The sequence below is a fragment of the Candidatus Arthromitus sp. SFB-mouse-NL genome, from assembly GCF_000709435.1.
Taxonomy (GTDB): Bacteria; Bacillota; Clostridia; order Clostridiales; family Clostridiaceae; genus Dwaynesavagella.
The window spans coordinates 1441939-1467481 of record NZ_CP008713.1 but is presented as its reverse complement, the minus strand read 5'-3'; the positions used below and the strand labels follow the sequence as shown (position 1 = coordinate 1467481).

Here is a 25543-nt window from a genome sequence, read left to right as displayed (position 1 = left end):
TATTGAGAATTTTATGTAAAGGATGTGAAGCTTTAGGGAAGGCTACTATAAGAGCTGGATGTAATGCGTTTTTTGGATATCCTATAACTCCGCAGACAGAGCTAGTTGCATATTTATCAAAAAAAATGCCGGAACATAATAGGCTAATTATTCAAGCTGAGAGTGAAATTTCTGCGATTAATATGGTTTATGGAGCAGCAGCAGCAGGATTTAGGGTTATGACTTCAACAGCTAGTCCTGGAATGAGTTTAAAAGCGGAAGGTATATCTTATATAGTTGGATCTGAACTTCCATGCGTTATAGTTAATGTGTGCCGTGTTGGACCAGGACTAGGAGGAATACAACCTTCTCAACAGGACTATTTTTTTATGACTAAAGGATTGGGGCATGGAGGAGTTAGAGCCATTGTTTTAGCGCCAAACAGTGTTCAAGAAATATATGATTTAACGATAGAGGCGTTTGATTTAGCTGATAAATATAGAAATCCAGTAATTATATTTTTAGATGGTACTCTCGGACAAGTTATGGAGTCATTAGATATAGAGGATGAATATGAAGATAAGGTGCATACGTTAAGTGATATAATAAGCTTAAAGCCATGGAGTTCAAATGGTAAATTACATAGGAAGAATAGAAATATAATAAAATCATTAAATTTAGATAATGATGATTTGAAGAGGCATATGGATAATCTTAGTAATAAATATTTACAAATAAAGAAAAATGAGATTAGATATGAAAAAATTTATTTAGATAAAAAAGTAGATATTATTTTGGTATGTTTTGGCATGATTTCAAGAACATGTGAAAAAGCTGCTGAGGAATTAAAGAAGGAAAATATAGAAGTTGGTATAATTAGACCCATAACTTTATGGCCATTTCCTTATGATATTATAAAGCATATGTCTGAGAATACTAAATATGGATTTTTATGTGTTGAGATGAATTTTGGACAAATGATTGAAGATGTAATTTTATCTTCTTATGGTAATAATAAAGTTTATTCTTATGCAGAGGTTTCTGGAGATATAATAGATTATGAGAGTGTAATCAAATATGTGAAAGGTATTATTAAAGGAGAAGTTAATGAGTATAAAGTTTAAACCTTCTAAAGGAATTATAGATGTTAAGAGTCATTATTGTCCAGGATGTACTCATGGAATAATAAATAATATTATTGCTGAAGTCTTAGATGAGCTTGATATATTAGATAAATCAGTTGGGATTGCATCAGTAGGATGTTCAGTTTTTATATATGAGTATATAAATTGTGATTTTATTAGTGCGGCACATGGACGAGCACCATCAGTAGCAACTGCTGTGTCAAGGCTTTTAAAAGATAGAGTTGTATTTACTTATCAAGGGGACGGGGATTTGGCTGCTATAGGGACTTCTGAAATTATACATGCAGCTTCAAGAGGAGAAAATATAGTTGTTATATTTATAAATAATGGAACCTATGGAATGACAGGAGGGCAAATGGCACCTACGACGTTAAATGGTCAGGTTACAGAGACTACTCCTATGGGTAGAAATAAGGATCATTATGGTACTCCTATTAAGATATGTGAAATGCTTGAAACTATAGAGAGTGTTAGATATTTGGAAAGAGTTTCAACTCATAATTTAAAGGGTATTATAAATACTAAAAAGTCCATAAGTAAAGCTTTTGAGTATGTTAGAAATGGTGAAGGGTTTTGTTTAATAGAAATATTATCAACATGCCCAACTAATTGGGGAAAAAGTGCAGTAGATTCATTAAAATGGGTTGAAGAGAATATGTGTAAAGAATTTGATATTAAAATATTTAAGGAATAGAGTTGATAATATGAATTTGGAAGTTTTATTTTCTGGTTTTGGGGGACAAGGTATATTATTTATATCAAAAATGTTGTCTTATGCTGCACTTGAGAGTGGATTAAATGTTACATGGTTCCCATCCTATGGCCCAGAAATGAGAGGAGGAACAGCAAGTTGTTCTGTTGTAATGAGTGATAGAAAGATTTTATCGCCGATTGTACTTAGGCCTAAATACATGGTTGCTATGAATTATCCATCTTTTAATAAATATGAAAGTAAGGTTTTGGATAGTGGATTTATGCTTATTAACTCAGATATAGTTAAATCATATAATAGAAGATCAAGTGTTAATTATTTGGATATACCTATTCAGAGTATGGCTAAAAGTATATCAGAAAAGGTTTTTGGGAATATTGTTATGCTTGGATCTTTAATTAAGGTTATGAATAAAATATCTATGGATTCTATATTTGATGTTTTTACTAGTTATACTAATGCTAAATTTAGTATTGAAGATAATAAAAGGGCTTTGAAAATAGGATATGATTTTGTGTAAATAAGGAGTTAATTTATGGGTAAATTATTTGGTACGGATGGTATTAGAGGAATCGCAAATATTAAATTAACTGGAGAACTTGCTTATAATATTGGTAAGTGTGGAGCTAAGGTATTATCTAAAGGTGTGATAGATAATAGAAAAATAGTTGTGGGCATTGATACAAGAATTTCAAGCTCTATGATTGAGTATAGTATATGTGCAGGTATAGCATCTACTGGTATAGATGTTATAAGAGTATCGAATGTTCCTACACCAGCTATAGCTTATTTAATTCAAAAATTTAAGTTGCTTGGTGGTGTTATGATTTCTGCATCACATAATCCATATGAGTATAATGGAATAAAGTTTTTTGATAGTAATGGTGTAAAACTTAATGATGATTTAGAAAATGAAATTGAGAATTTGTATTTTAATTTATTAAATGTTAGCAATATGGATGGTTTTGATGATATTGGTAAAATTGAATTTTCTAGTGAAATGATTACCGATTACATTGATTTTTTGTTGAGTAATTTGGGAAAAAATGATTTAAGTGGGTTGAAAATTGGTGTAGATTGTGCTAATGGTGCAGCTTATTCTATTGCAAGAAGAGTATTTGAGGCTACAGGTGCTGAGTTTTTGATTATAAACGATTATCCTAATGGGGTTAATATTAATAATAAATGTGGATCTACATATATGGATGAGATATCTAAATTTGTTGTTGAAAATAATTGCGATTTAGGATTTGCATATGATGGAGATGCAGATAGATGCTTAGCTGTTGATCATGAGGGTAATATAATAAATGGTGATCATATAATGGGTTTAATTGCTATTTATTTTAAGGAACAAGGAATTTTAAATAAGAATACAATAGTCGTAACAGTTATGAGTAATTTGGGACTTTATAAATCTTTAGATAAGTTTGATATATCTATATCTACAGTAGGTGTTGGAGATAAGTATGTTTTTCAAAACATGAATGAGAATGATTATGTAGTTGGAGGAGAGCAATCTGGGCACATAATACTTTTTGATAATAAAACAGGTGATGGAATTTTAACATCTTTAATAATAAGCAAGATAGTTAAGGAAAAAGGAAAGAGTTTAAAAGATTTATGTTCAGTTATAAAGGAATTTCCACAATTATTAGTTAATATAGAGGTTGATGAATTTAATAAAAGGATATATAAAGAGGATAAAGAAGTTAATGACTTGATAAATAGATATGAGAATGAGCTTTCAGGGAATGGTAGAATTTTAGTTAGAGAATCCGGAACAGAGAATTTAATTAGGATCATGGCTGAAGGTGAAGATATGGATATGATTAAAAATATTGTTGATGATATTGTAGGGGCTATTAATTTTAAATTAAAGAGTGTGTAGTATTTTTATACTACACACTCTTTAGTATGAATTCATTTATTGCAAAGGCAATACCATTATCGTCGTTACTTTTTGTTACATATGTTGCCATATTTTTTATATGTTGTTCACCGTTTGAAGGGACAACAGATATATGTGCAAAATTAATCATTTCTATATCGTTAAAGTTATCACCAAATACAATAATTTCATTTTTATCGATGTCTAATATTTTACATAAATTATGGAGTGCAGTTCCTTTATTTACACCTGGAGGCATTATATCGAGTAATTTTTCATCTGATGATACAATAGATAAATTTTTAAATTTTTTATTTAATTGAGATTCTATATTTAAAAGTTTTTCTCTATTATCTATGTGTGTTAGTGATTTTAAAAATGATAGATTAGAATAGTTTTGTATATCTTTATGTATTATTTCAACTTCAAATTTATCTTTTAGATCCGATGATAGATTTAGTTTTTCTAGTAATTTTAATCTTGGATTATTGGGCGTACTTAATATAGCAGTTTCAGTATATAACATAAAGTTTAGATTATTTAAATTATAGAAGTCTACTAAATTTTTAACAATATTGAAATCTAAAGATTTTTTATAAAGTATATTATTAGATAAATCACGTATGAGAGATCCATTACAGGATATTATAGGTAAGTTGGATTTTATTTGTTTTTGATACTTTCTAGCGAGGATGTCTATTCTTCCAGTTGCTATTGTGTATTGTATATTTTTATTTTTTAGTTTTTGCAAAGCTTGTAGTGTTTCCTTTGTAATTTCCTTGTTAGAATTTAAAAGTGTACCATCTAAATCAAATACGCAAAGTTTTATATTTGACATTTAAAAATCTCCTTTAATTATATAATTTAACAAAAAAATGTTTTTTTCATTGAGATATTTATAATAATATTGTATAATAATTGTTCAAATACTAAAATAATATTGAGATATTAGTATTATAATTTAAAATATTTATAAATGAAAGGAAGATAAATAATTTGACTCAAAAAAGAAGTAGAAAAGAGAAACATTCATTAGATAATAAAAAAGTTGGGATACTTAATAAAAGTCTTAATTTTATTGAGGTTGTAGGTAATAAGTTACCAGATCCAGTAACATTGTTTGTTTTATTAAGTATAATAACTGTTATTGCTTCTTATATTTTAAGTAATATGAACATTGTAGCTGAGTATGAAACATTAAAAGATGGTGTATCTGAGGCAGTTAAAGTTCAGGTAACAAATTTACTTACAAAAGAAGCTATGTCTAATTTTCTGACCAGTATAGTTACTAATTTTACAAGTTTTGCGCCCTTAGGTGTCGTGTTGGTTTCTATGCTCGGAGTTGGAGTGGCTGAAGGAACTGGTTTAATAGATGCTTTAATAAAGAAACTTATATTAAGCACTCCAAAAAGATTGATAACAATTGTTGTTGTGTTTTTAGGAGTTTTGTCTAATGTAGCTTCTGATGCCGGATATGTTGTGTTAGTTCCACTAGGTGCTATAATATTTAAGAGTTTTGGTAGAAATCCTATAGCCGGTATTGCTGCTGCTTTTGCTGGTGTTTCTGGGGGATTTTCAGCAAATCTTCTTATAGGAACTATAGATCCATTATTAAGTGGACTTAGTCAATCAGCAGCAAATATAATAGATCCATCATATATGGTAAATCCAACAAGTAATTATTATTTTATGGTAGTTTCTACTTTTTTAATAACTATAGTTGGAACACTTATAACCGAATATGTAATAATTCCAAGACTTGAAAAAAATCAAAATCCTGATAATTTAGTTGAGCAAGTTGAAGTTCAAGATGAGAATTCATTTAAGTTTACTAAAAGTGAAAAAAAAGGTCTTTTATATGCAGGAATTTCTTTATTGGTATTTTGTATCATAATTGGAATAGGACTTTTGCCTGGTGGGATGCTTAGGAATCCAGAGACAGGTTCAATAATTAATAAATCACCATTTATTAGTGGTATTGTTGTTATACTTGCGCTGTTATTTTTAATTCCTGGAGTGTTTTTTGGGATTGGATCAGGGAAAATTAAGAAAGATAGTGATATCATCAATGCTATGTCAAAATCTATGTCATCTATGGGGTCATATTTGGTATTGTCATTCTTTGCAGCACAGTTTATAAATTTATTTGAGAAAAGTAAGATTGCTACAATAATTGCAGTAGATGGAGCTGAAATTCTAGAGAATATAGGGTTTGTAGGAATACCGCTCATAATAGGATTTATAATTATAACTGGTTTTATAAATTTATTTATAGGAAGTGCATCAGCTAAGTGGGCCATAATAGCTCCTGTGTTTGTTCCATTATTTATGAGGCTAGGTTATAGTCCAGAGTTTACTCAGATGGCATACAGAATAGGTGATTCAACTACAAATATAATAACTCCACTGCTTCCATATTTCCCAATAATTGCAATGCTTGTTAAGAAATATGATAAAAAAAGTGGAATAGGTACATTAATATCATTAATGTTGCCATATTCGATAGCTTTCTTAGTAAGTTGGATCACATTATTAGTATTATGGATGGTTTTAAAATTACCTTTGGGACCAGAAGCGTTTATATTTTTAAAATAATTTCTAGATTTTAGGATAATTTAATTTTGGTTAAATTATCCTTATTTATTGAGGTGAATTATGAGGATACTTAGGAGTAGTAAGGAAATTGAGTTAGGTAATGAGGATTTTTTAGATAAGATAAAGTCGTATGATAAGTTGATAATTGATTTGGGTACAGGACAGGGAGCATTTGTATATTTTAGTGCATTGGATAATAAAAATAATTTTTATATTGGGTTAGATTCTTGTGGAAATTCTATGAAAAAGTATGCAATTAAGCAATATAAAAATAAGGTAAGTAATTTAATTTATATTATTATGAATGTTCAGAATATAGATAACTTATTATATAATATGTTTTCAGAAGTTTATATAAATTTACCTTGGGGTAGTTTACTTGAAGGTTTATTTAAGGAAGAACTAGGTATTGTACATAATATATCTAAATTATTGATAGATGGTGGAATGATTAAAATATGTTTTTCCTATAATGATAAATTTGAAAAGATGGAGATAGAGAAGAGGAATTTGCCTTTATTTAATGATGAGTATTTTAGAAATATTTTTAGACCGTTATATTATAAATATAATATAGAAATAGAAGAGATTAATTTAATATTAAAGGATGATATTCCTTTTGAGAGCAAGTGGGCTAAAGTTTTAGGTGAGAGTAATAGAAGAGAATTTTATATTATAAATGGTTATAAGAAAAGAGTGCAGTGATACACTCTTTTTTAGTATATATTTTTGTATATTTCGTGTAATTCTTCAACAAGAGGATATCTTGGATTTGCCCCAGTACATTGATCATCGAATGCTTTGAGAGCAAGTAATTCTATTTTGCTCATATATTCTTCTTTATTTATATTACATTCAGAAATTTTTGTCGGCATTTCAAGTTCACTCATAAGTTTTTTAATAGAACTAATTAGACTATTAACACCTTCTTCTGTAGTAGAAGCTTTAAGTCCTAGAGATCTTGAAATCTCTGCATATTTTTCATGTGCAATAAACTTCTCATATTTAGGGAATGATGGAAGTTTTGTTGGTGTTTCAGAGTTAAATTTAATTACATGAGGTAAGAGTATAGCATTTGCACGTCCATGAGGTATATGGAATTCTCCTCCAAGTTTATGAGCAAGTGAGTGATTTATACCTAGAAAGGCGTTTGTAAATGCCATTCCAGCTATAGAAGAAGCGTTATGCATTTTTTCACGAGCAACTTTATCATTATTTCCATTTTTAAATGCTCTTGGTAAGTATTCAAATACTAATTGTATAGCTTTTATAGCTAAGGCATCTGTATAATCTGATGCTAATATTGAAACATATGCTTCAATTGCATGAGTTAAAACATCAAGTCCAGTGTCTGCTGTAACAGATTTTGGCAAGCTCATAACAAATTGAGGATCTATTATAGCTACATTAGGAGTTAATTCATAATCAGCTAGAGGGTATTTGATATTTTTAGTTTTATCACTAATTACTGAGAATGAAGTAACTTCTGATCCTGTTCCAGATGTTGTAGGTATTGCAACTAATTGAGCTTTATTACCAAGTTTAGGGAATTTGTAAATTCTTTTTCTAATATCAACAAATTTTAGTTTTATATCATTGAAGTTTATTTCTGGGTGTTCATAGAATAACCACATAGATTTTGCGGCATCTATTGCAGATCCTCCACCTAAAGCAATGATACAATCAGGTTTAAATCTGTTCATAGCTTTAACACCATTAAATACAGTTTCAACAGATGGATCTGGTTCAACATCAGAGAAAATTTCAATACTTACTTTATCTATTCTGTTATTTAAGTGATTTACAACTATATCTGCATATCCAAGATTGACCATTCCAGCATCAGTAATTATCATTATTTTAGATATATCAGGCATTTTTTCTAGGTATGAGGTAGAACCCCATTCGAAGAATATTTTCTTTGGTATTTTAAATCGTTGCATATTAGTTTTTCTCCTTGCGACTCTCTTTAGATTGATTAAATTCTCACATGTAACGTTAGATATTATCGAATTTTTACCGTAAGAACCACATCCTAATGTTAGGGATGCTCTATTTGAATTATATAAATCACCTATAGCTCCATGAGTTGATGGTGAGTTTACAACTATTCTTCCAGCTTTAACTTTTTCTGAGAACTTTTTAATAATATCTTCATTGGATGAATGAATAGCTACAGAATGTCCAAGACCTCCAAACTCGACTATTTGGCAAGATTTTTCGATTCCTTCATCAGAGTTTTTAACAATGATATATGAGAGAATAGGACTTAATTTTTCACGTGATAGAGGAGAGTTAGAGCCTATAGAATCTATTTTTGCAATTAATATCTTTGTTTTTTCAGGAACTTCAAAACCAGCTTCTTTAGCTATCTCATTAGCTGATTTTCCGACTATATTGGCATTTAAGACACAAGAGTTTTTGTCTTCAGGAAATGCATATTTTTCGAGTTTTTTAATTTCATCTTCAGAACATAAATGGCAATTTAATTCTTTCATTAATTTTTCAAAATATTTTGAGATTTCTTCATCTACTACAGCAGTTTGTTCTGATGCACAAATCATACCATTATCAAAAGTTTTGGATATGATGATATCTGATACAGCTCTCTGAAGGTTACAAGTTTTCTCAAGATAAGCTGGAACATTTCCAGGGCCAACTCCTAAAGCAGGTTTTCCACAACTATATGCAGATTTAACCATTCCGGATCCACCTGTTGCCAAAATGAGAGCTATTTCTGGATGATTCATTAGTAAATTAGTAGCTTCGATGGATGGTTCGTTTATCCATTGAATGCAGTGTTCTGGAGCCCCAGCAGATATAGCAGCTTCATAAACTACTCTAGCAGCTTCTGAACTACATTTTTGGGCGGACGGATGGAATGCAAATATTATTGGATTTCTTGTTTTGATTGATATTATAGCTTTAAACATAGCAGTTGATGTTGGATTTGTAACTGGAGTAACCCCAGCGATAATACCAACTGGTTCAGCAACATTAAAATAATCTTTAGTTGGATCATCATTTATAATTCCAACAGTTTTAATATGTTTAATATCATGATGAATGTATTCAGTAGCAAAAAGGTTTTTAATAACCTTGTCTTCAAAAACTCCACGTTTAGTTTCTTCGATAGCTAATTTTGATAATTCTATGTTTTTATCAGCACCAGCAATACACATAGCTGATACAATTTTATCTATTTGATTTTGATTTAATTTCAAAAGTTTTTGTTCAGCTTTTTTAGCATTATTTACTAGAGAATTAATAACTAAGCTTATATTTGAAGTTTCTTTTTCTTGTATTTGATTTTTTGATTTCATTGATATTATTATCCTCCAATTCTAAATTATTAAGTAATAGATAGTAGTACTAAATAATAGCAGCAATTACTTAATTATATTACTATTTTTAATAAGAAAATATTCATATTTGTTATTAAAATAACCTATAGTGTTATTTTAATAACAAATTTATTATATCACTAATGTTTTAAAAACATCAATAGTTAATTATTGGATTAATGTTAAAAAGTGAATATATAATAAAAAATTGGTAATAATAGAATATATTTCAAAAAATCATAGGAAAAGCTACAGTCTTTAACTAGAAAAGGGGATATAATATGATAAATGGCATGTTATCAGATGAGAACATTTTATATAGTAATATTTATAGAAAAAGAGTTAATTTAGCTAGTACATTTAAGGGTAAAAATAAGATGTTTTTAGATAATATAAAGTATATTGAGTTAGTAAAATCTTTGGGATGTAATGTAACTGAAGCTTCTTTATGGTTAACGGATAATTTTTTGTATATTCAAAATAGGATTACTAATTTATTAGAGAGCAAGTATTTTAGAAATGGAAAATTTAATTGTATAAAATTAAATGATATTTATTTTCCTAGTGTTTATTTATTTTGTAACGATTTTTGTAATAATTTAAAAACTGTTTTGCGAGAGGAAGAATTTTTTAATGAATTGAACTTATATGAGAGTAAGTATAAACCGAGTTTAGATGAATTATGGAGTATACCGTTTTTTTTAAATTATGTAGTATTAGAAAAAATATTTAATTTAGCAAATGATATAAGAAAAATTGAAGAGGATTATTATAAAGGTTATAAGTTATTTAATAATGTTATTAAATATATAAACAATGGAAGGTTTAAATTAGTTTCAAATAAATTATCATATTTATTAAAAAATAATATTTCTTTATATACATTGGATTATTTTATGAAACTTGTGGAAGATAATAGAATTGATAATAATTTGATAAATAAATTTTTAGATAATATATTGAATAATGAAAAATTAACTTATGAGAAATTTAAAGAAAAAAATTTAGATAATTTGAAAGATAATAGGATTAGAATAAGTATTTATATACAGCATTTAAAAGATTTATCTGATTTTAATTGGAAACTTCAATTAGAGAAAGTTAGCTCTGTTCATAAAGAGTTTTTAAAAGATCCATCTGGGGTATATCCTAATATGGATTATGAAAGTAGAAATCATTATAGATATGTTTTGCAAAAATTGTGTAAAATAAATAAATTAAATGAATATGAAGAAGCAGTGAACATTGTGAAGTTAAGTTCTAATGGAGATACTAGTTATTCTAGGCATATTGGATATTATTTAATTGATAATGGAAGTTATAGATTTAATAAGGTTAAAAGAAATATTATAAGTAATAGAATAAATTATTTTTTATGTATATTTTCTTCAATAATATTAAGCGGAGTAGCCATATTGTATAGTTTAAATAATGTGTTTAAAAATAAGTATATTTTGTTTATTTTTAGTTTTTTTATATTGTTAATAGTTAGTGATATATGGATTAATTTTATTAATTATATATTTTTAGCTAAAGTAGAGAAAAGATTTGTGCCTAAAATGGATTATTCTAAGAAAATACCAGATACTTCAAAGACAGTTATTGTTATTCCAGCATTATTGACTAATAAATCAGATATGGAAGATATTGTAAAAAATTTAGAATTAGCATATATATGTAATAGAAATAATAATTTATATTTTTCTTTATTATTGGATTATACTGATACAATTTCTTATGATAAATCTGAAGATAGTATAATTTTAGAATATGTGAATAAATTAATTGAAGATTTAAATAGTAAATATAAATTTCACAATAAAAAGTTTTATATTTTCATAAGGGATAAGATTTATAATGAAAGCAATAAGGTTTATATGGGATGGGAACGTAAACGTGGCAAAATTATGGAATTTATAAAATTTCTCAAGGGTAGGGAGAGCAGTTATAAAAATAATATTTTAGATTATGAGGAACTAAAGAATGTAAAATATATAATTTCAATTGATTCTGATACTAAACTTATAAAAAATTCAGCTTTTAAGTTAATTGGAGCAATAGATCATATTTTAAATAGAGCCGTTGTTAAAAATATAAATAATAAAAATAAGGTTGTACGAGGATATGGTATAGTCCAACCTAAAGTGTCGATTTCATTTAAGAGTTCTTTAAATACTATTTATTCGAGATTATTTTGCGGTAATACGGAAACATCTTCATATAATTCAAGTGTTTCTAATATATATCATGATATTTTCTTCGAGAGTATATTTATTGGAAAGGGAATTATAGATATAGATGTTTTTGATAAGGTATTATGGGATGTTATACCTGAAAATAGAATATTAAGTCATGACTTAATAGAGGGATGTTTTTCAAGAGTTTCCTTTAGTTCTGACATTGAACTTCAAGAGTCTTTCCCATCGAATATTTTATCTAATTTCATGAGATTACACAGATGGAATAGGGGAGATTTACAATTAATACCTTATTTAATAAACGGACGAGGCATTAATAATCTTTCTAAATATAAAATATTAGATAATTTGAGGAAGATTTTATTACCTATAAGCTATTTAATTCTTATCATTGGATTGTTTTTTATAGGAGTAAGACAGAAAAATTTATATTACGGTATATTAACTTTAGGGATAATATTTCCATTTATTTTAACTATACCATCTATTAATTTGATTAAAGTATCAAGTGATAAAATATTATTTAGTTTTAATGAATTAAAAGATAGACTGATACAGAGTTTCGTAATGTTTTCGATTATACCATATCAGGCATATATAACTTTTGATGCTATGGTTAGGGTTTTTGTTAGACTTATTTTTACAAAGAAAAATTTATTGGAGTGGAAATCATTTAGTGAGGTTGAGAAAGAAACTAATAATTTATTGTTAAATTATTTAATATTCATGTTTCCAGCTTTAATTTTAGGATCATTATTTTTAGGATTAAGTATTTATTATAAATTATATGAGATGATTATTCCATCGTTTATATTTGTACTATCCCCATTTATTGCATATGGATTATCTCAGGAGTATAGGATAAGAAAGCCACGTATTGGTAGTCAGCAAAATATATTTTTAAGATCGTTATCAAGGAGTATCTTTGCTTATTTTGAAGATTTTGTAAATGAAAGCACAAATTATTTGGTATGTGATAATTATCAGGAAGATCCATTTATTGGAGTAGCTAAAAAAACATCACCTACTAATATAGGAATGAGTTTAACTTCTTTTGTATCGGGAAGAGATTTTGGGTTTATAACACTTATCGATATGGTAGATAAATTGAAACATATATTAGATTCTATAGATATGCTTCCAACGCATAGGGGGCATCTATATAATTGGTATGATATAGAGAATAATATTTCACTTTGTAATAGATATATTTCTACGGTTGATAGTGGTAATTTGCTTGCTAGCTATTATTTGGTTAGGAAATCATTAGAGGATATGTTAAATAAGCCTATTATACATAGTGACTTAATAAAAACTTTTGAAGAACTTAGTTATTTATCAAGTAATTTTAGCAAGGATCATTTATATAGAGATATTATAGCGTCTGGATTTATGTGTACGGATTATAGTAGTTACATTAATTTTTTAAAGAATATGTTAAATGAATCAAATAAGAATATTGATAGTTTAAGTAAAAATGGTGATGATGTGTATTGGCATATAAAGATAAATGAAACTTCAAATAGTTTTTTGAATGAGATTCTTGGATTAACTTGTAATATCAATGAGATAAATAATTTTAAAATAAATAAGTTTGGTCAGTTATTTATAGATGTTAATTTAAATGAACTTGAAAAAAAGATCTTAGAATATAAGCTTAATTATAATAATTCCTCTGTTAGAAATGAATTGGTAGATATAAGGATTTCGAATATATTGGACAATATTAAGAGATTAACGGGTAATATATATTCTTTAATTGATAGATTATCTAGTAAAATTAATTTAATGGATTTTAAATTTTTATATAATGATAGGAAAAATTTGTTGTCTATAGGATATGATTGTGATAACGATAGATTAGATGAAAATTGTTATGATTTATTAGCGTCAGAAGTTAGGATTGCAAGTTTTTTAGGTATTGCTAAAGAGGATATTTCTATTGATCATTGGTTTAAATTGGGAAGAAATGGGATTAAACAAAATGGTACCTGTAGTTTATTATCTTGGAGTGGAACTATGTTTGAATATTTAATGCCTATGTTATATATGCGAGCATATCCTGGGACTATGTTTTTTGATACGTATAGGGGATGTGTGTTATCACAAATTAAATATGCAAGTTTAAATAAGATACCATTTGGCATATCAGAATCATGTTTTTATGAATTAGATAGTGAATTAAATTATCAGTATAAGGCATTTGGAGTTCCTAATTTGTCTATTAAGAAAGATTTAGATAATTTAGTTGTGAGTTCATATTCAAGCATAATGAGTTTAATGGTGGATTACGTAAGTTCTATGAAGAATTTAAATGTTTTGCGTAAATTAGGAGCATTAGGACGATATGGATTTTACGAAGCTCTGGATTTTACTAAATCTAGGATAAACAATAACAATGGATATTGTATTGTAAAAAACTATATGGCACATCATCAAGGAATGAGTTTGATGGCACTTTCAAATTTATTAATGGATGACGTATTTCAGAGTAGGTTTGAAAATATAGTAGATGTTCAAAGTATAGGAGAATTATTAAATGAGAGTAGTTTAAATATAAATATTAAAAAAGATAATGATGAATTTAATTTTGTGAGAAGCATAGATTCATTAGAAAATGAATTTATTCCTAGAGTAGTTAAATATCGAAAAAATGATATATGTGATATGCAAATTTACTCTAATGATGATTATTCTATGTGTATTAGCAGTAGTGGCGGAGGATATTTAAAATATAAAGGTAAGTATGTTTCAAAATTAAGTAGAGATTTTACCAATGAGAATTCATGGGGGAATATTTACATAAAAGATTTAGATGAGCATGAGTTATTTAGTAATACATATTTGCCATGTAAGAATGATAATTTAGATTATATATGTGAATTTGATCTTAATAAGGTTAGATTTATATGTAAAAATAAAACAATAAATGTTATAAGTGAGATTACAGTATCTAAAGATGAAAATATAGAGATAAGGAAGGTAATATTAAAAAATTTAACACCTAATGAAAAGAATATAGAAATAACTAGTTATTTTGAAAGTGATATTATAAATCATAGTATAGATTATATTAATGATAATAATATATGTATATGTGGTAATGAAAATAATGATTTATTTATAGGTCATAGTATATATTTTGATAATGGTAATTTAAACCATGTAGAGTTTGAAGGTAAGAAAGAAGGCTTTATAGGAAGAAATGGAACAATTCAATTTCCAATTTCTATGAATGCAGGATCTTCATATGGAAATTATATTTCAAATGGTAATGATGTTATTATGAGTTTAAGGAGCAGAATAAAATTAGATCCATATGATCATTTAAGTGTATATTTTTTAAACTCAATTAATGAAAGTAAAATGGATTTATGTAGTATTATTGATAAATATAGAAATATAGATGTTATGGATGGATTATTTCAGAATAATATATATAATTTAAAATCGATGATGTCTAATTTAAATATAACATTAGTAGAATTATCTTTATTTAATTATATGACATCATCTATAATATATGGTTCATTAGATAATAATAAAGTTATTAATAATAAGTTAAATATTAAAGATCTAACTTCACATAATGTTAATCCTAATATACCAATTTTATCTATAGAGGTTAATTCATTTAGAGATTTAGATAATTTAGAAATTTTAGTTAAAGCTTTTTGTTATTTTTCAATAAATAAGTTAGAAATTAATTTGATAATTTTAAATAGTTATATAAGTTATGATAAAAATATAGAAAATGAAATAGATAGGATTATATTAAAGTATAATTTGAAGGATAAAATAAATGTGGATAATGGTATATATGTGATTTTATCTAGTTTGTATAAGAGTGCTTGCGATATCGTAAAAAATATTTCTAATTTACATATAGTTTCTGGAGGAGAGAGTATATATAACCAGATTGGGTTTAAAATTAAGGATTTTCAAGAAATTTTAAGGGAAGAGAGAAGTAATAGATTAGTTGAAATAGGTAATAATCATAATGATATATTTGGTAATAGTACTTTATTTGGTAAATATTTATTTGAAGTATCTGATGAAATTGTTAATTATGATAATGTAACAAAATATGATATGCCTAAGAGGAAACTCAAATTTTATAATTCTTATGGAGGATTTGATCAAAATAAGTTTGAGTATATACTCAAACTGAATGAAACAAATATAACTCCAAATTATTATAGGAATATATTAAGTAGTAAATATATTTTCACTATTATATCATCTAAAGGGTTTGTTAACACTTGGGCTTTTGAATGTAGAGAATTTTTACTTACTGAAGAATTGGGGAAGGATAATTATAATTATAAGGGAGAGTGCATTTATATAAAAGATGGAGATATGGTATGGTCTCCAACATTAAATCCTATTAGCAATGGTGAAGATTATGTAGTATATAATTCATTTAATTATACTAAAATAAAAAATAAATATAATGATCTACAAACAGAAGTTAAATATTTTATACCTAAAGATAAGAAGTATAAGGTAATAAGAATTAATTTTAAGAATCTTTCTACATACGATAAGCTATTAAATGTATGTTATTTTGCACCACTATTATTGTCTGCCAACAATGATTATTCCAAAAAATTATATACATATGTAGATTTTGATTTACAATATATGTATGGACAGAATAGTTTATCTAAAGATTTTAGTAATATTAAGAGTTATTTAAAATTATTTGGATGTGATAATGTATCTTTTACTGGTAGTAAGAGGGAGTTTTTGGGTATTAATAAAGGATATTTTAATCCTATTGGTATGTATAAGGATAAACTTAGTAATTTGTCAGGCATATTTTCAGAGTCATGTTTATGTATTTTAGGAGATTTAGAATTAAAGTCTAATGAAGAAAAAAATGTATATGTAATTTTAGGTTACGATGATAATATTGAAAATATAAATAATGAAATTAATAAATTTATAAAAAATCCTACTCTATTTGATGCATTGAATGATGAGAATGATGAGTTGTTAAAAAAGGAATATAAAAAATTTAAAATAAATACTCCTGATGATTTTATAGATATTCTTATTAATGGTTGGGTATTACATCAAAATACTAATGAGAAATTTTTATTGAATAGTTCATCTAAGGGTGAATTGAATTCATGTATTGATTTAATGGAAAAATGTTTAATTTATAATTATATAAATCCTGATAAAAGTAAAAGGAATATAATTAAAGTTTTTTCAAACATGTATGAAGATGGTAAATTTAAGGATAAATGGAGTTATTTAAATAAAAATTTTGAAATAAATTCAAATCCATATGATTTATTAAATTTAGTATATTTAGTTACTGATTATATAAAAGTAACTAATGATATTGATTTATTGAATTTGGATATAAAGTTCTTAAATAATAATGATAATAAGAGTTCAGTGATTAAATTTTCTACTATATATGACAAATGTTTGATAATTATAAATAAATTTGTTGAATTTAGGTCATTAATTGGTATGGATATTAATGAAACTAAAGTATTATTTATGTTATACAAAACTTTAGATTCTTTTTTGGATATATCTATAAATATGGGTGATATAAGTACTAAGGAGTTAATTATTGCAACTAAGAAGGGTTTATTAGAGTTTATTAGAAATGAATGTTTTAATGGAGAGTTTTATATAAATAATTTAAATGTTAAAGATAGTAGTAAATTTTATAATGAGGTATATTTATTGCCACAAGTATTGTCTTTGGGAATTATACCAGATACTATTGATAAGGTAATGTTTACTATTGAAAAATATTTGGTTAATGATGATTTAGGATTTGTAAGGGAGTATTTTGATAAAACAACTAATATTGTAAAAGAATTTGATAGTATTCAAAATAATAAAACATTATTATTATTTGTAAAAGAGTTACTTAGGCTTAATTTCAATGATAAGGCATACAAGTATATGAAGTTTTTAAACCCTATATTAAGAACAACAAGTAGAAATGATGTAAATATATATAGATATGAACCTTATTTAATTCCATACAAATTATTATTTAGGGGAAATAGTTTATTTAAGGTAGTAAATGAGGATTTTAATTATATTTCTTCATTATTTTATAGGATAGTTGTTGAAGAGGTTTTGGGTATAATTCTGAGAAAGGATGGATTTTATATAGAACCTCGTATACCCTCTTTTTGGAGTAGTTATACAGTAGAATGTAGTTTGTTTAATGAATATTTTAGAATTGTTGTTAGAAAAGGACATAATCATTGTTTAAAAATAAATGGTGAAAAATATAAAGATAAGTTTATAAGATTTAAAGATAAAGATATAAAAATAATAGATTTAACTATATAAATTTATTATTGGAGACTTTTGCACATTGTAACTGTGTAAAAGTCATTTTTTTAATAATGAATAAAGAGTATATTACTATTGGTGATACGATTTCTATTATAAAATGTTATTCTATGATATAATGAGCATATAAAACTTTGGAATAAGAGGAATTTAGTATGAGTTTATTTAATGAATTAGAGAATCGGGGTTTTATTAAACAGGCCACTCATTTAGAAGAAATAAAGAAACTTGTAAATGATGAAAAAGTGGTTTTTTATATAGGATATGATCCTACAGCAGATAGTTTAACTGTTGGTCATTTTGTGACGCTTATGTTTATGTCTCATATGCAGAAGTATGGTCATAAACCTATTGTACTTGTTGGCGGTGGTACTGTTATGGTTGGTGATCCCACAGGTAAAGTAGATATGAGAAAAATGTTATCTGTCGATACAATAAGTGATAATTTACATAAGATAAAAAATCAAATGAAAAAGTTTATAGATTTTTCGGATAATAAAGCTATTATGATTAATAATGCTGATTGGATTTTAAAACTTAATTATATTGATTTCCTTAGGGAAATCGGTACCAAATTTTCTGTTAATAATATGCTCAGAGCAGAGTGTTTTAAACAGAGACTTGAGAAGGGATTAAGTTTTATTGAGTTTAATTATATGATTATGCAAGCATATGATTTTTTGTATTTAAATGAGAAGTATAATTGTATAATGCAACTCGGAGGAGATGATCAATGGTCAAATATGATAGCTGGTATGGATTTAATTAAGAAGAAGACAGGTAAACAGGTGTATGCTTTGACGTGTAATTTACTTCTTACAAGTGATGGTAAAAAAATGGGTAAGACAGAGAGTGGTGCTGTATGGCTTGATAAGGAAAAAACATCTGTATATGATTTTTATCAATATTGGAGAAATATTGGAGATGGTGATGTAGAGAGAACATTAAAGATGTTAACATTTTTACCATTAGATGAGATAGAAGATTTATGTAAAGTTGAGAGTGCTGAAATAAATAAGGCTAAGGAGGTTTTAGCCTTTGAGGTTACTAAAATAATACATGGTGAAGATGAGGCTATTAAATGTCAAGAAGCAGCTAGAGCTTTATTTTCAGGTATTGGAAATTTAGAAGGGGCACTTAATTATTATATTAAGATTCAAGAAAGTGGAAATTTATTTTTAGATGTTTTGGTTGATCTTAAGATATTACCATCAAAGTCTGAAGGAAGAAGACTTATATCTCAGGGTGGAGTTTCAATACATGATGAAAAGATAACTGATTCAAATTTTTTATTAAAGAAAGAGCATTTTAAAGATGGGAAAGTTATTTTAAAAAGAGGCAAGAAAAATTTCTACATATTAAATTTATTAAATTAAAAAGGCTAGTTTTTAAACTAGCCTTTTTAATATGGTAAATCATCGTTTGAGAAATCATAAAAATTATCATCTTTATTATTTTCAAATTCATTGTATTCTATATTATTGTTGAATTTGTTATGATTATTTTCAACTAAATCAAATATATCTTCTACATCCCAAATATCTCTAGGATCCATGTATAATCACTTCCTTCTGTGTTATTTTTAGAAGAAAGTAAACAAATTATTCAGCCTATTTTAAAGTTTTTAAAAAGAAATTGAAAATTGCATTTGATGAACTATATTTTGAGACTTTAGCTGGTATTCCTAAGTAATGTATAACTTTTATTTTAAGTTTTTTGGCATAAGAAAAATCAACGCCACCAGGATAAGATGAAAGATCTAATATTAGTGTGTTTTGGTTTAAATTATCTAAGATTTCTGAATTTATAATTAAATGAGGTATGGTGTTTATTATTATGTCATATTGTGATGCATGATCTTTAAAATATTTGATTTGGTAAGATTTTATGTTATCTATTCTTGTATGAGTTAAATTTATAGATGGATTATTATATACTATTAATTTATTACATATAGGATCTATTCTTCTAGCAAGGGCTTTTCCTACTCGTCCATACCCTAATATACATGCATCTGATTCAAATAGGCTTTTCTCGCTTTCATGTATTAATTTTTCTATTGAGCCTTCAGCTGTTATTATGGCATTGATTAATGTGAAAGTTTCATCTTTTAATATATTTTTAAAGTTTAAATTTTCGTTTATAAAGAAATCTTCACTTTTTTTATCAAATCCTCCAATTATTGTTCCATTAAAATGTTTTAGCTTTTCGAGTATATATGAGGGGTTTATTTCTTCATTATAAAATGGTGCATTTAATTTTGAGTTTCTCTCAAATGGTATTGGGAGGAAAATTGTATCGAAATTGTTTAAATTTTTAATTTCATTTTTGTCCGTGTTTAAAAATAAGGAATGTGTATTAAAGTTATTATTCTCAAGTATGTTCTTTAAGCATATTGATCTCTCATCTCCACCGATAATTAATAAATTCATTCCATTATTCTCCTTAGAAAATATTTTTTAATGATAATATGTAAGTTTATGTTATGTGCATTCAAAGTGATACTTTATTTTTGAATTCTAAAATTCGTTATAAAAAATAAAAATGTGCCTCAATGAGGCACATTTAATCTTCCTCTGTATAATCAAATTCCATAGAAGCTATATTATTAACAACGATAGGGTCTGTTTTAGGGTTTGGAATATTAGTGTTATTAACCTTATTATAATTTTCAATAGCCTTGTTCGTTTTATCAGATATACGTATCTTAGGACCATACTTTCTATCCATAAGAAAACAACTCCTTTTAAATTTTAATTAAGGTTAGTATTAACATTTTATTAATATTTTAATCTTGAAATTTTCCTATATCAGATAAAATAATTGATGGGTTTTTATCTAATGCCCATTGTATTTCCCAATTATTTTGGAATATCAATATATTTCTACCCTTCAAATCTATTGCTTTTTTAGTATCATTAGTTAGATTTAAATTATCAACTGGAACATCTGATTTTTCAATCCATCTTATGAAAGAATAAGGGATTTTGTTTATTTTAATATCTGTGTTATATTCGTGTTTTAATCTATATTCAAGAACTTCGAATTGTAGATTTCCAATAACTCCAATTATAACTTCTTCCATACGAAAGTTAAATTCTCTGAATACTTGTATAGCTCCTTCCTGGGCAATTTGAGTAACTCCTTTTAAAAATTGTTTTCTTTTCATTGAATTAGTTGGTTTAATAGTTGCAAATAATTCAGGAGAGAATGATGGCATACCATTGAATTTAAATTGAGTTTTTGAAGTTGTTAGTGTATCACCAATTGAAAATATACCTGGATCAAATACACCTATTATGTCTCCTGCATATGCTTCATCTATTAGTTCTTTTTCTTGAGCAAAGAATTGCTGGGGTTGAGAAAGCTTAATTTTATTGTTGTTTTGTATATGAGATACTTCCATACCTTTTTGAAATTTACCTGAGCATATTCTCATAAATGCTATTCTATCTCTATGCTTTGGATTCATATTTGCCTGTATTTTAAACACAAATGCTGAGAAATAATCTTCAAAAGGTGAAATGTAGCCAATTGTAGATTCACGTTTAATTGGAATTGAAGAATATTTAAGAAAGTTTTTTAGAAATATTTCAACTCCAAAATTCGTTATTGCAGATCCGAAAAATACAGGGGTAATTTTACCTTCTAATATTTTATCATGATCAAATGGTGTATCTAATATGTTTAATAGATCTATATCTTCAATTAAAGTTTTGTGTAATTGTTCTCCTAATATATCTTTGAAAATCTCTTCTTTATAATTACCGTCATATGAATCTATAATATCTTGTCCATGATTTTTATTTAAGAATGTATATATCTTCTCCTCATCTCTTTGATATATTCCTTTAAAATTATCTCCACATCCAATTGGCCAATTCATAGGATAGCAATTTATACCTAGTTCTTGTTCAATTTCTTCAATTAAATCAAAAGGATTTTTAATTTCACGATCAACTTTATTTATGAAAGTAAAAATAGGTATGTTTAGAATGGCACACACATGGAATAGTTTTTTTGTTTGTAACTCAATACCTTTTGAACCATCTATAACCATTACAGCAGAATCGCATGCCACAAGAGTTCTATATGTATCTTCTGAAAAGTCTTCATGTCCAGGGGTATCTAATATGTTTATACAAAATCCATCATAGTTAAATTGAAGAACTGAACTTGTAACAGATATTCCTCTCTGTTTTTCTATATCCATCCAATCAGATGTGGCGTGTTTTGAAGATTTACGAGCTTTAACAGATCCAGCAAGACGTATCGCCCCACTATATAATAATAATTTTTCTGTTAAAGTAGTTTTACCTGCATCTGGATGTGATATTATACCAAATGTTCTTCTTTTTTTAATTTCATCTATAAAATTATTCATTATTAAACCTCGTTAGTATAAATTAAGACTTCTAAATATGTTTAGAAGTCTTTAAAAATTTTTATATTTATCGATATCCCTCTGTATTTTAAGTAGCAGAGAATTTAATTGATTTACATCTCCAATTTCTATGAGCGCTGTAAGTTGCATTTGATAATTTGTAAACTCTTTTAGTCCACCTAGTGATATTAAACTCGTTAGGGCATCAGTTATATTTGAAACTATGTGTGATTTAACATCAAATAATCTCTGAGCATCTCTTATCTCATCTTTTATTTGCATCATTAACTCGTCTAGTTTGTATACAGTATCTGCAGCTTGTTTGAGTTTATTTTTTAAATTATTAGGTATATGCTGTTTATATTTATAGTTTAAGGAATGTTCTGCTGTTGCCCAAAAGTTCATTCCAAGAGTTCTAATTTGTATTTCTGATATGATCTCTTTGCATCCTATGGATAAATTAACAGGATATTTAATTATGATATGGTAACTTCTGTAACCACTTTCTTTTACATTTGTTATGTAGTCTTTTTCATATAGAATAGTTAAATCTTTTCGTTTTCTTATTATATTTACTACCTTCATTATATCATCTACAAATTGGCACATTATTCGAATTCCAGCGATATCTTCGAGTTCAAATTCTATTCTATCTATAGGAATGTTAAACTTCTTAACTTTTTCAAGTATACTAGCCACTTCTTTAACTCTACCTGTAACAAACTCAATAGGGGAATACTCATTTTTAAATTTAAACTCTTTACGAATACTTTTAAATTTAATTTTTAGTTCCTCAACAGCTTGTTGGTATGGCATAAGAAAGGTTTTCCATTGTTTTATAGCCATAATAATCACCCATTAGCTAGAAAATAAATAATTTTATAAGATTTTTAGGGGAATAAAGTTTAAATAATCACAAGATGTTAAGTAGTATTTTGTATGATTTATCTTTCTATCATAAAATTTTTCAAAATTATTGTGGATATGTCCATATATGACTATTTCCACATTATATTCATTCAATATATTTATAAAAATATTTTTATTTGGAGAGATATTATTTATTGAAAAAGGGGGATAGTGACTCATATAAATTATTTTTTCGTATCCATCTTTTTTAGCAGAGCGTAAGGATAAATTCATTCTTATCTTTTCTCTCTCCAATATTTTTAGATGATTTTTTTCATCTTGTGAGTTTAGAATATCTATATTAAAACCTCGACTTCCACAGATTGCATACTCTTTAAATGAAATATAATTATTTTGAATAAACTTTATATTCTCGTAAATAGAGTTTAATTTATTTATACTAGTCCACCAAAAATCATGGTTGCCTTTTATGATGATTTTTTTACCAGGAAGATTATCTATCCAATTAAGGTCTGGAATGGCATCATTTATGTTCATTGCCCATGACGTATCTCCACATATTAGAATTAAATCATCATCGCAAACTAGTTTTAACCAATTTTCCTTAATTTTATTAAAGTGATCAATCCATATTTTTCCAAAAACATCCATTGGTTTTTCAGAATTAAATGATAAATGTAAGTCTGATATTGCAAATAAGTTCAAATTAATCACTCCCTAAAAATCTCTGCAAGTTATATTATACATACAACGCATAAGGGCATCAATAAATTATAAATTTATTTCTACTTTATTTTTTCCATTTTCTTTAGCCTTATATAGCATATTATCAGCAAAATTTAATAAAGAATCGAGTGTTTTACCATCATATGGATATACAGATATCCCAAAACTCATAGTAACACTTGATTTAGATCCATTAACTTCAATTGTATTTTTTTCAACGCTCATTCTTAGTTTTTCAATCTTTGTTACTAATTCTTTTATGGAGTCAAATGAGTTTGTATATAGGATAAACTCATCCCCTCCATATCTTGCAAATATATCATTTTCATTTAAGAGTTCTTTTATAACATTTGTTGTTTGTATTAAAGCAGAATCTCCGAATATATGTCCATGTGAATCGTTTATATGTTTAAAATTATCAACGTCTATCATAACTAATGCAAAATCCTTTTGAGGTTTTTTGTTTATAATTTTATTTAATCTATTTATGAATTCAGCTCTTGTTAGAATATTTAATATGGGATCATTTTTAGATTTTTCATCTAATTGTTTATATAACATATAGTTTTCATATGTCATAGCTAAAAGATCTGCAAGAGCTCCCAAGAAATGAACTTTATGAGTATCGAAGAAATTTTCGTACGGATGCTCAAGTATCATGTATCCAACAAATTCTTTTTTACGGAATATTGGATAACCAAGTAGAGATTTAGAGTCATGTTCTTTTATGGAGTCTATATTTAATTTTTGTTTGCATGATATGAGAAATGTTTCTTCTCCAAAAAACTTGTGCATAAAGTTAAAGTTTTTATAATTCTTACTATTTACATTTGAAATGTTTAAGTAAGTATTTTCTGATTCTTTTACTATAATTGTGGAATATTTAACTCCAAATATAGCTATTGCAACGTCATTTATTACATTAAAAATATTATCATTAGCAATACGTGTATTTAAATATTTGCTTATATCAAGTAGATTGCTTGTTATTGAAAGCTTATACTGAAGAGAATCGTTTTGTTGTTTTAATCTATCAGATTCTTCTTTTACAAGCTTCTTATATACATCAAGCTCTATGGATGGAGTATTGTTGATCGTATTCTTTGATGATGTCATTTTAAACACCTTCTTTATATAAAAGTTTCATCTTTATTATTAACTAAATATATAATGTTTATTAATTTAATAAAAAATATGTAGAAATTAGTATAGAAATATAGAATATATAATTACATTTATAAAAAAAATAATAAATTTTTATATTGAATTGTTTATAAATTAAGTATATAATTACATTTGTAATAAATATAAGGAATAGATTTGGTTTAAGGCACACATTCTTTCGTTCATAAATTCTTGATAT

At 26.4% G+C, this 25543-nt stretch carries 17 protein-coding genes; 8 read left to right on the top strand and 9 right to left on the bottom strand.

Annotation, left to right across the window (positions count from 1 at the left end; translation table 11 throughout):
* Positions 1 to 2: 2 nt before the first annotated feature.
* The 4 genes from vorB to glmM are packed head-to-tail and all read left to right on the top strand — an operon-like array spanning position 3 to position 3727.
* Positions 3 to 1103 (top strand): 3-methyl-2-oxobutanoate dehydrogenase subunit VorB, encoded by a 1101-nt coding sequence (gene vorB, locus SFBMNL_RS06915; RefSeq protein WP_042295002.1) that lies wholly within the window; start codon positions 3 to 5, stop codon positions 1101 to 1103.
* Entirely contained in the window at positions 1087 to 1818 is a 732-nt protein-coding gene (locus SFBMNL_RS06910; protein WP_005805218.1) for a thiamine pyrophosphate-dependent enzyme, read from the top strand. The genes vorB and SFBMNL_RS06910 overlap by 17 nt, the downstream gene beginning before the upstream one ends.
* Positions 1769 to 2356 carry a 2-oxoacid:acceptor oxidoreductase family protein gene (locus SFBMNL_RS06905; protein WP_242821474.1) on the top strand — a complete coding sequence of 196 codons (588 nt, stop codon included), beginning with the start codon at positions 1769 to 1771 and terminating at the stop codon, positions 2354 to 2356. Before SFBMNL_RS06910 ends, SFBMNL_RS06905 begins: the two co-directional genes overlap by 50 nt.
* A gap of 15 nt (positions 2357 to 2371) precedes the next feature.
* Positions 2372 to 3727 (top strand): phosphoglucosamine mutase, encoded by a 1356-nt coding sequence (gene glmM / locus SFBMNL_RS06900; RefSeq protein ID WP_042295001.1) that lies wholly within the window; start codon positions 2372 to 2374, stop codon positions 3725 to 3727.
* Between the two features lie 10 nt (positions 3728 to 3737).
* Here glmM and SFBMNL_RS06895 read toward each other — a convergent pair whose 3' ends face one another.
* On the bottom strand, positions 3738 to 4565 hold the full coding sequence (locus SFBMNL_RS06895; protein WP_042294999.1) for a Cof-type HAD-IIB family hydrolase: 828 nt from the start codon (positions 4563 to 4565) through the stop codon (positions 3738 to 3740).
* A 158-nt stretch (positions 4566 to 4723) separates the two neighbouring features.
* Between SFBMNL_RS06895 and SFBMNL_RS06890 the strand changes: the two genes are divergently transcribed.
* Complete coding sequence (locus SFBMNL_RS06890; protein ID WP_042294997.1) at positions 4724 to 6322, top strand: AbgT family transporter; 1599 nt, start codon at positions 4724 to 4726, stop codon at positions 6320 to 6322.
* Positions 6323 to 6382: 60 nt separating this feature from the next.
* On the top strand, positions 6383 to 7027 hold the full coding sequence (locus SFBMNL_RS06885; protein ID WP_005805228.1) for an rRNA methyltransferase: 645 nt from the start codon (positions 6383 to 6385) through the stop codon (positions 7025 to 7027).
* Positions 7028 to 7038: 11 nt separating this feature from the next.
* On the opposite strand, the gene adhE is transcribed toward SFBMNL_RS06885, so the two are convergent.
* On the bottom strand, positions 7039 to 9645 hold the full coding sequence (adhE, locus tag SFBMNL_RS06880) for a bifunctional acetaldehyde-CoA/alcohol dehydrogenase (RefSeq protein ID WP_042294995.1): 2607 nt from the start codon (positions 9643 to 9645) through the stop codon (positions 7039 to 7041).
* 302 nt (positions 9646 to 9947) lie between these two features.
* Between adhE and SFBMNL_RS06875 the strand changes: the two genes are divergently transcribed.
* Both SFBMNL_RS06875 and tyrS read left to right on the top strand, forming a co-directional pair.
* Positions 9948 to 18197, top strand: a complete 8250-nt coding sequence (locus SFBMNL_RS06875; protein WP_042294993.1) for a glucoamylase family protein — start codon at positions 9948 to 9950, stop codon at positions 18195 to 18197.
* Positions 18198 to 18355: 158 nt separating this feature from the next.
* On the top strand, positions 18356 to 19576 hold the full coding sequence (tyrS, locus tag SFBMNL_RS06870) for a tyrosine--tRNA ligase (protein WP_005805234.1): 1221 nt from the start codon (positions 18356 to 18358) through the stop codon (positions 19574 to 19576).
* A 26-nt stretch (positions 19577 to 19602) separates the two neighbouring features.
* Here tyrS and SFBMNL_RS08395 read toward each other — a convergent pair whose 3' ends face one another.
* The 7 genes from SFBMNL_RS08395 to SFBMNL_RS06845 all read right to left on the bottom strand — a co-directional run bounded on the left by SFBMNL_RS08395 (position 19603) and on the right by SFBMNL_RS06845 (position 25296).
* Positions 19603 to 19755, bottom strand: coding sequence for a hypothetical protein (locus tag SFBMNL_RS08395; protein WP_005805236.1), 153 nt, complete (start codon positions 19753 to 19755; stop codon positions 19603 to 19605).
* Positions 19756 to 19810: 55 nt separating this feature from the next.
* Entirely contained in the window at positions 19811 to 20632 is an 822-nt protein-coding gene (locus SFBMNL_RS06865; protein WP_042294992.1) for a dipicolinate synthase subunit DpsA, read from the bottom strand.
* A 133-nt stretch (positions 20633 to 20765) separates the two neighbouring features.
* Complete coding sequence (locus SFBMNL_RS08390) at positions 20766 to 20930, bottom strand: hypothetical protein (RefSeq protein ID WP_005805243.1); 165 nt, start codon at positions 20928 to 20930, stop codon at positions 20766 to 20768.
* Between the two features lie 58 nt (positions 20931 to 20988).
* Complete coding sequence (locus SFBMNL_RS06860) at positions 20989 to 22584, bottom strand: peptide chain release factor 3 (protein WP_042294991.1); 1596 nt, start codon at positions 22582 to 22584, stop codon at positions 20989 to 20991.
* Positions 22585 to 22635: 51 nt separating this feature from the next.
* On the bottom strand, positions 22636 to 23430 hold the full coding sequence (locus SFBMNL_RS06855; protein WP_005805248.1) for a GTP pyrophosphokinase: 795 nt from the start codon (positions 23428 to 23430) through the stop codon (positions 22636 to 22638).
* A gap of 33 nt (positions 23431 to 23463) precedes the next feature.
* Complete coding sequence (locus tag SFBMNL_RS06850; protein WP_042294989.1) at positions 23464 to 24159, bottom strand: metallophosphoesterase; 696 nt, start codon at positions 24157 to 24159, stop codon at positions 23464 to 23466.
* 66 nt (positions 24160 to 24225) lie between these two features.
* Positions 24226 to 25296, bottom strand: a complete 1071-nt coding sequence (locus SFBMNL_RS06845) for a sensor domain-containing diguanylate cyclase (RefSeq protein WP_042294988.1) — start codon at positions 25294 to 25296, stop codon at positions 24226 to 24228.
* Positions 25297 to 25543: the final 247 nt, after the last annotated feature.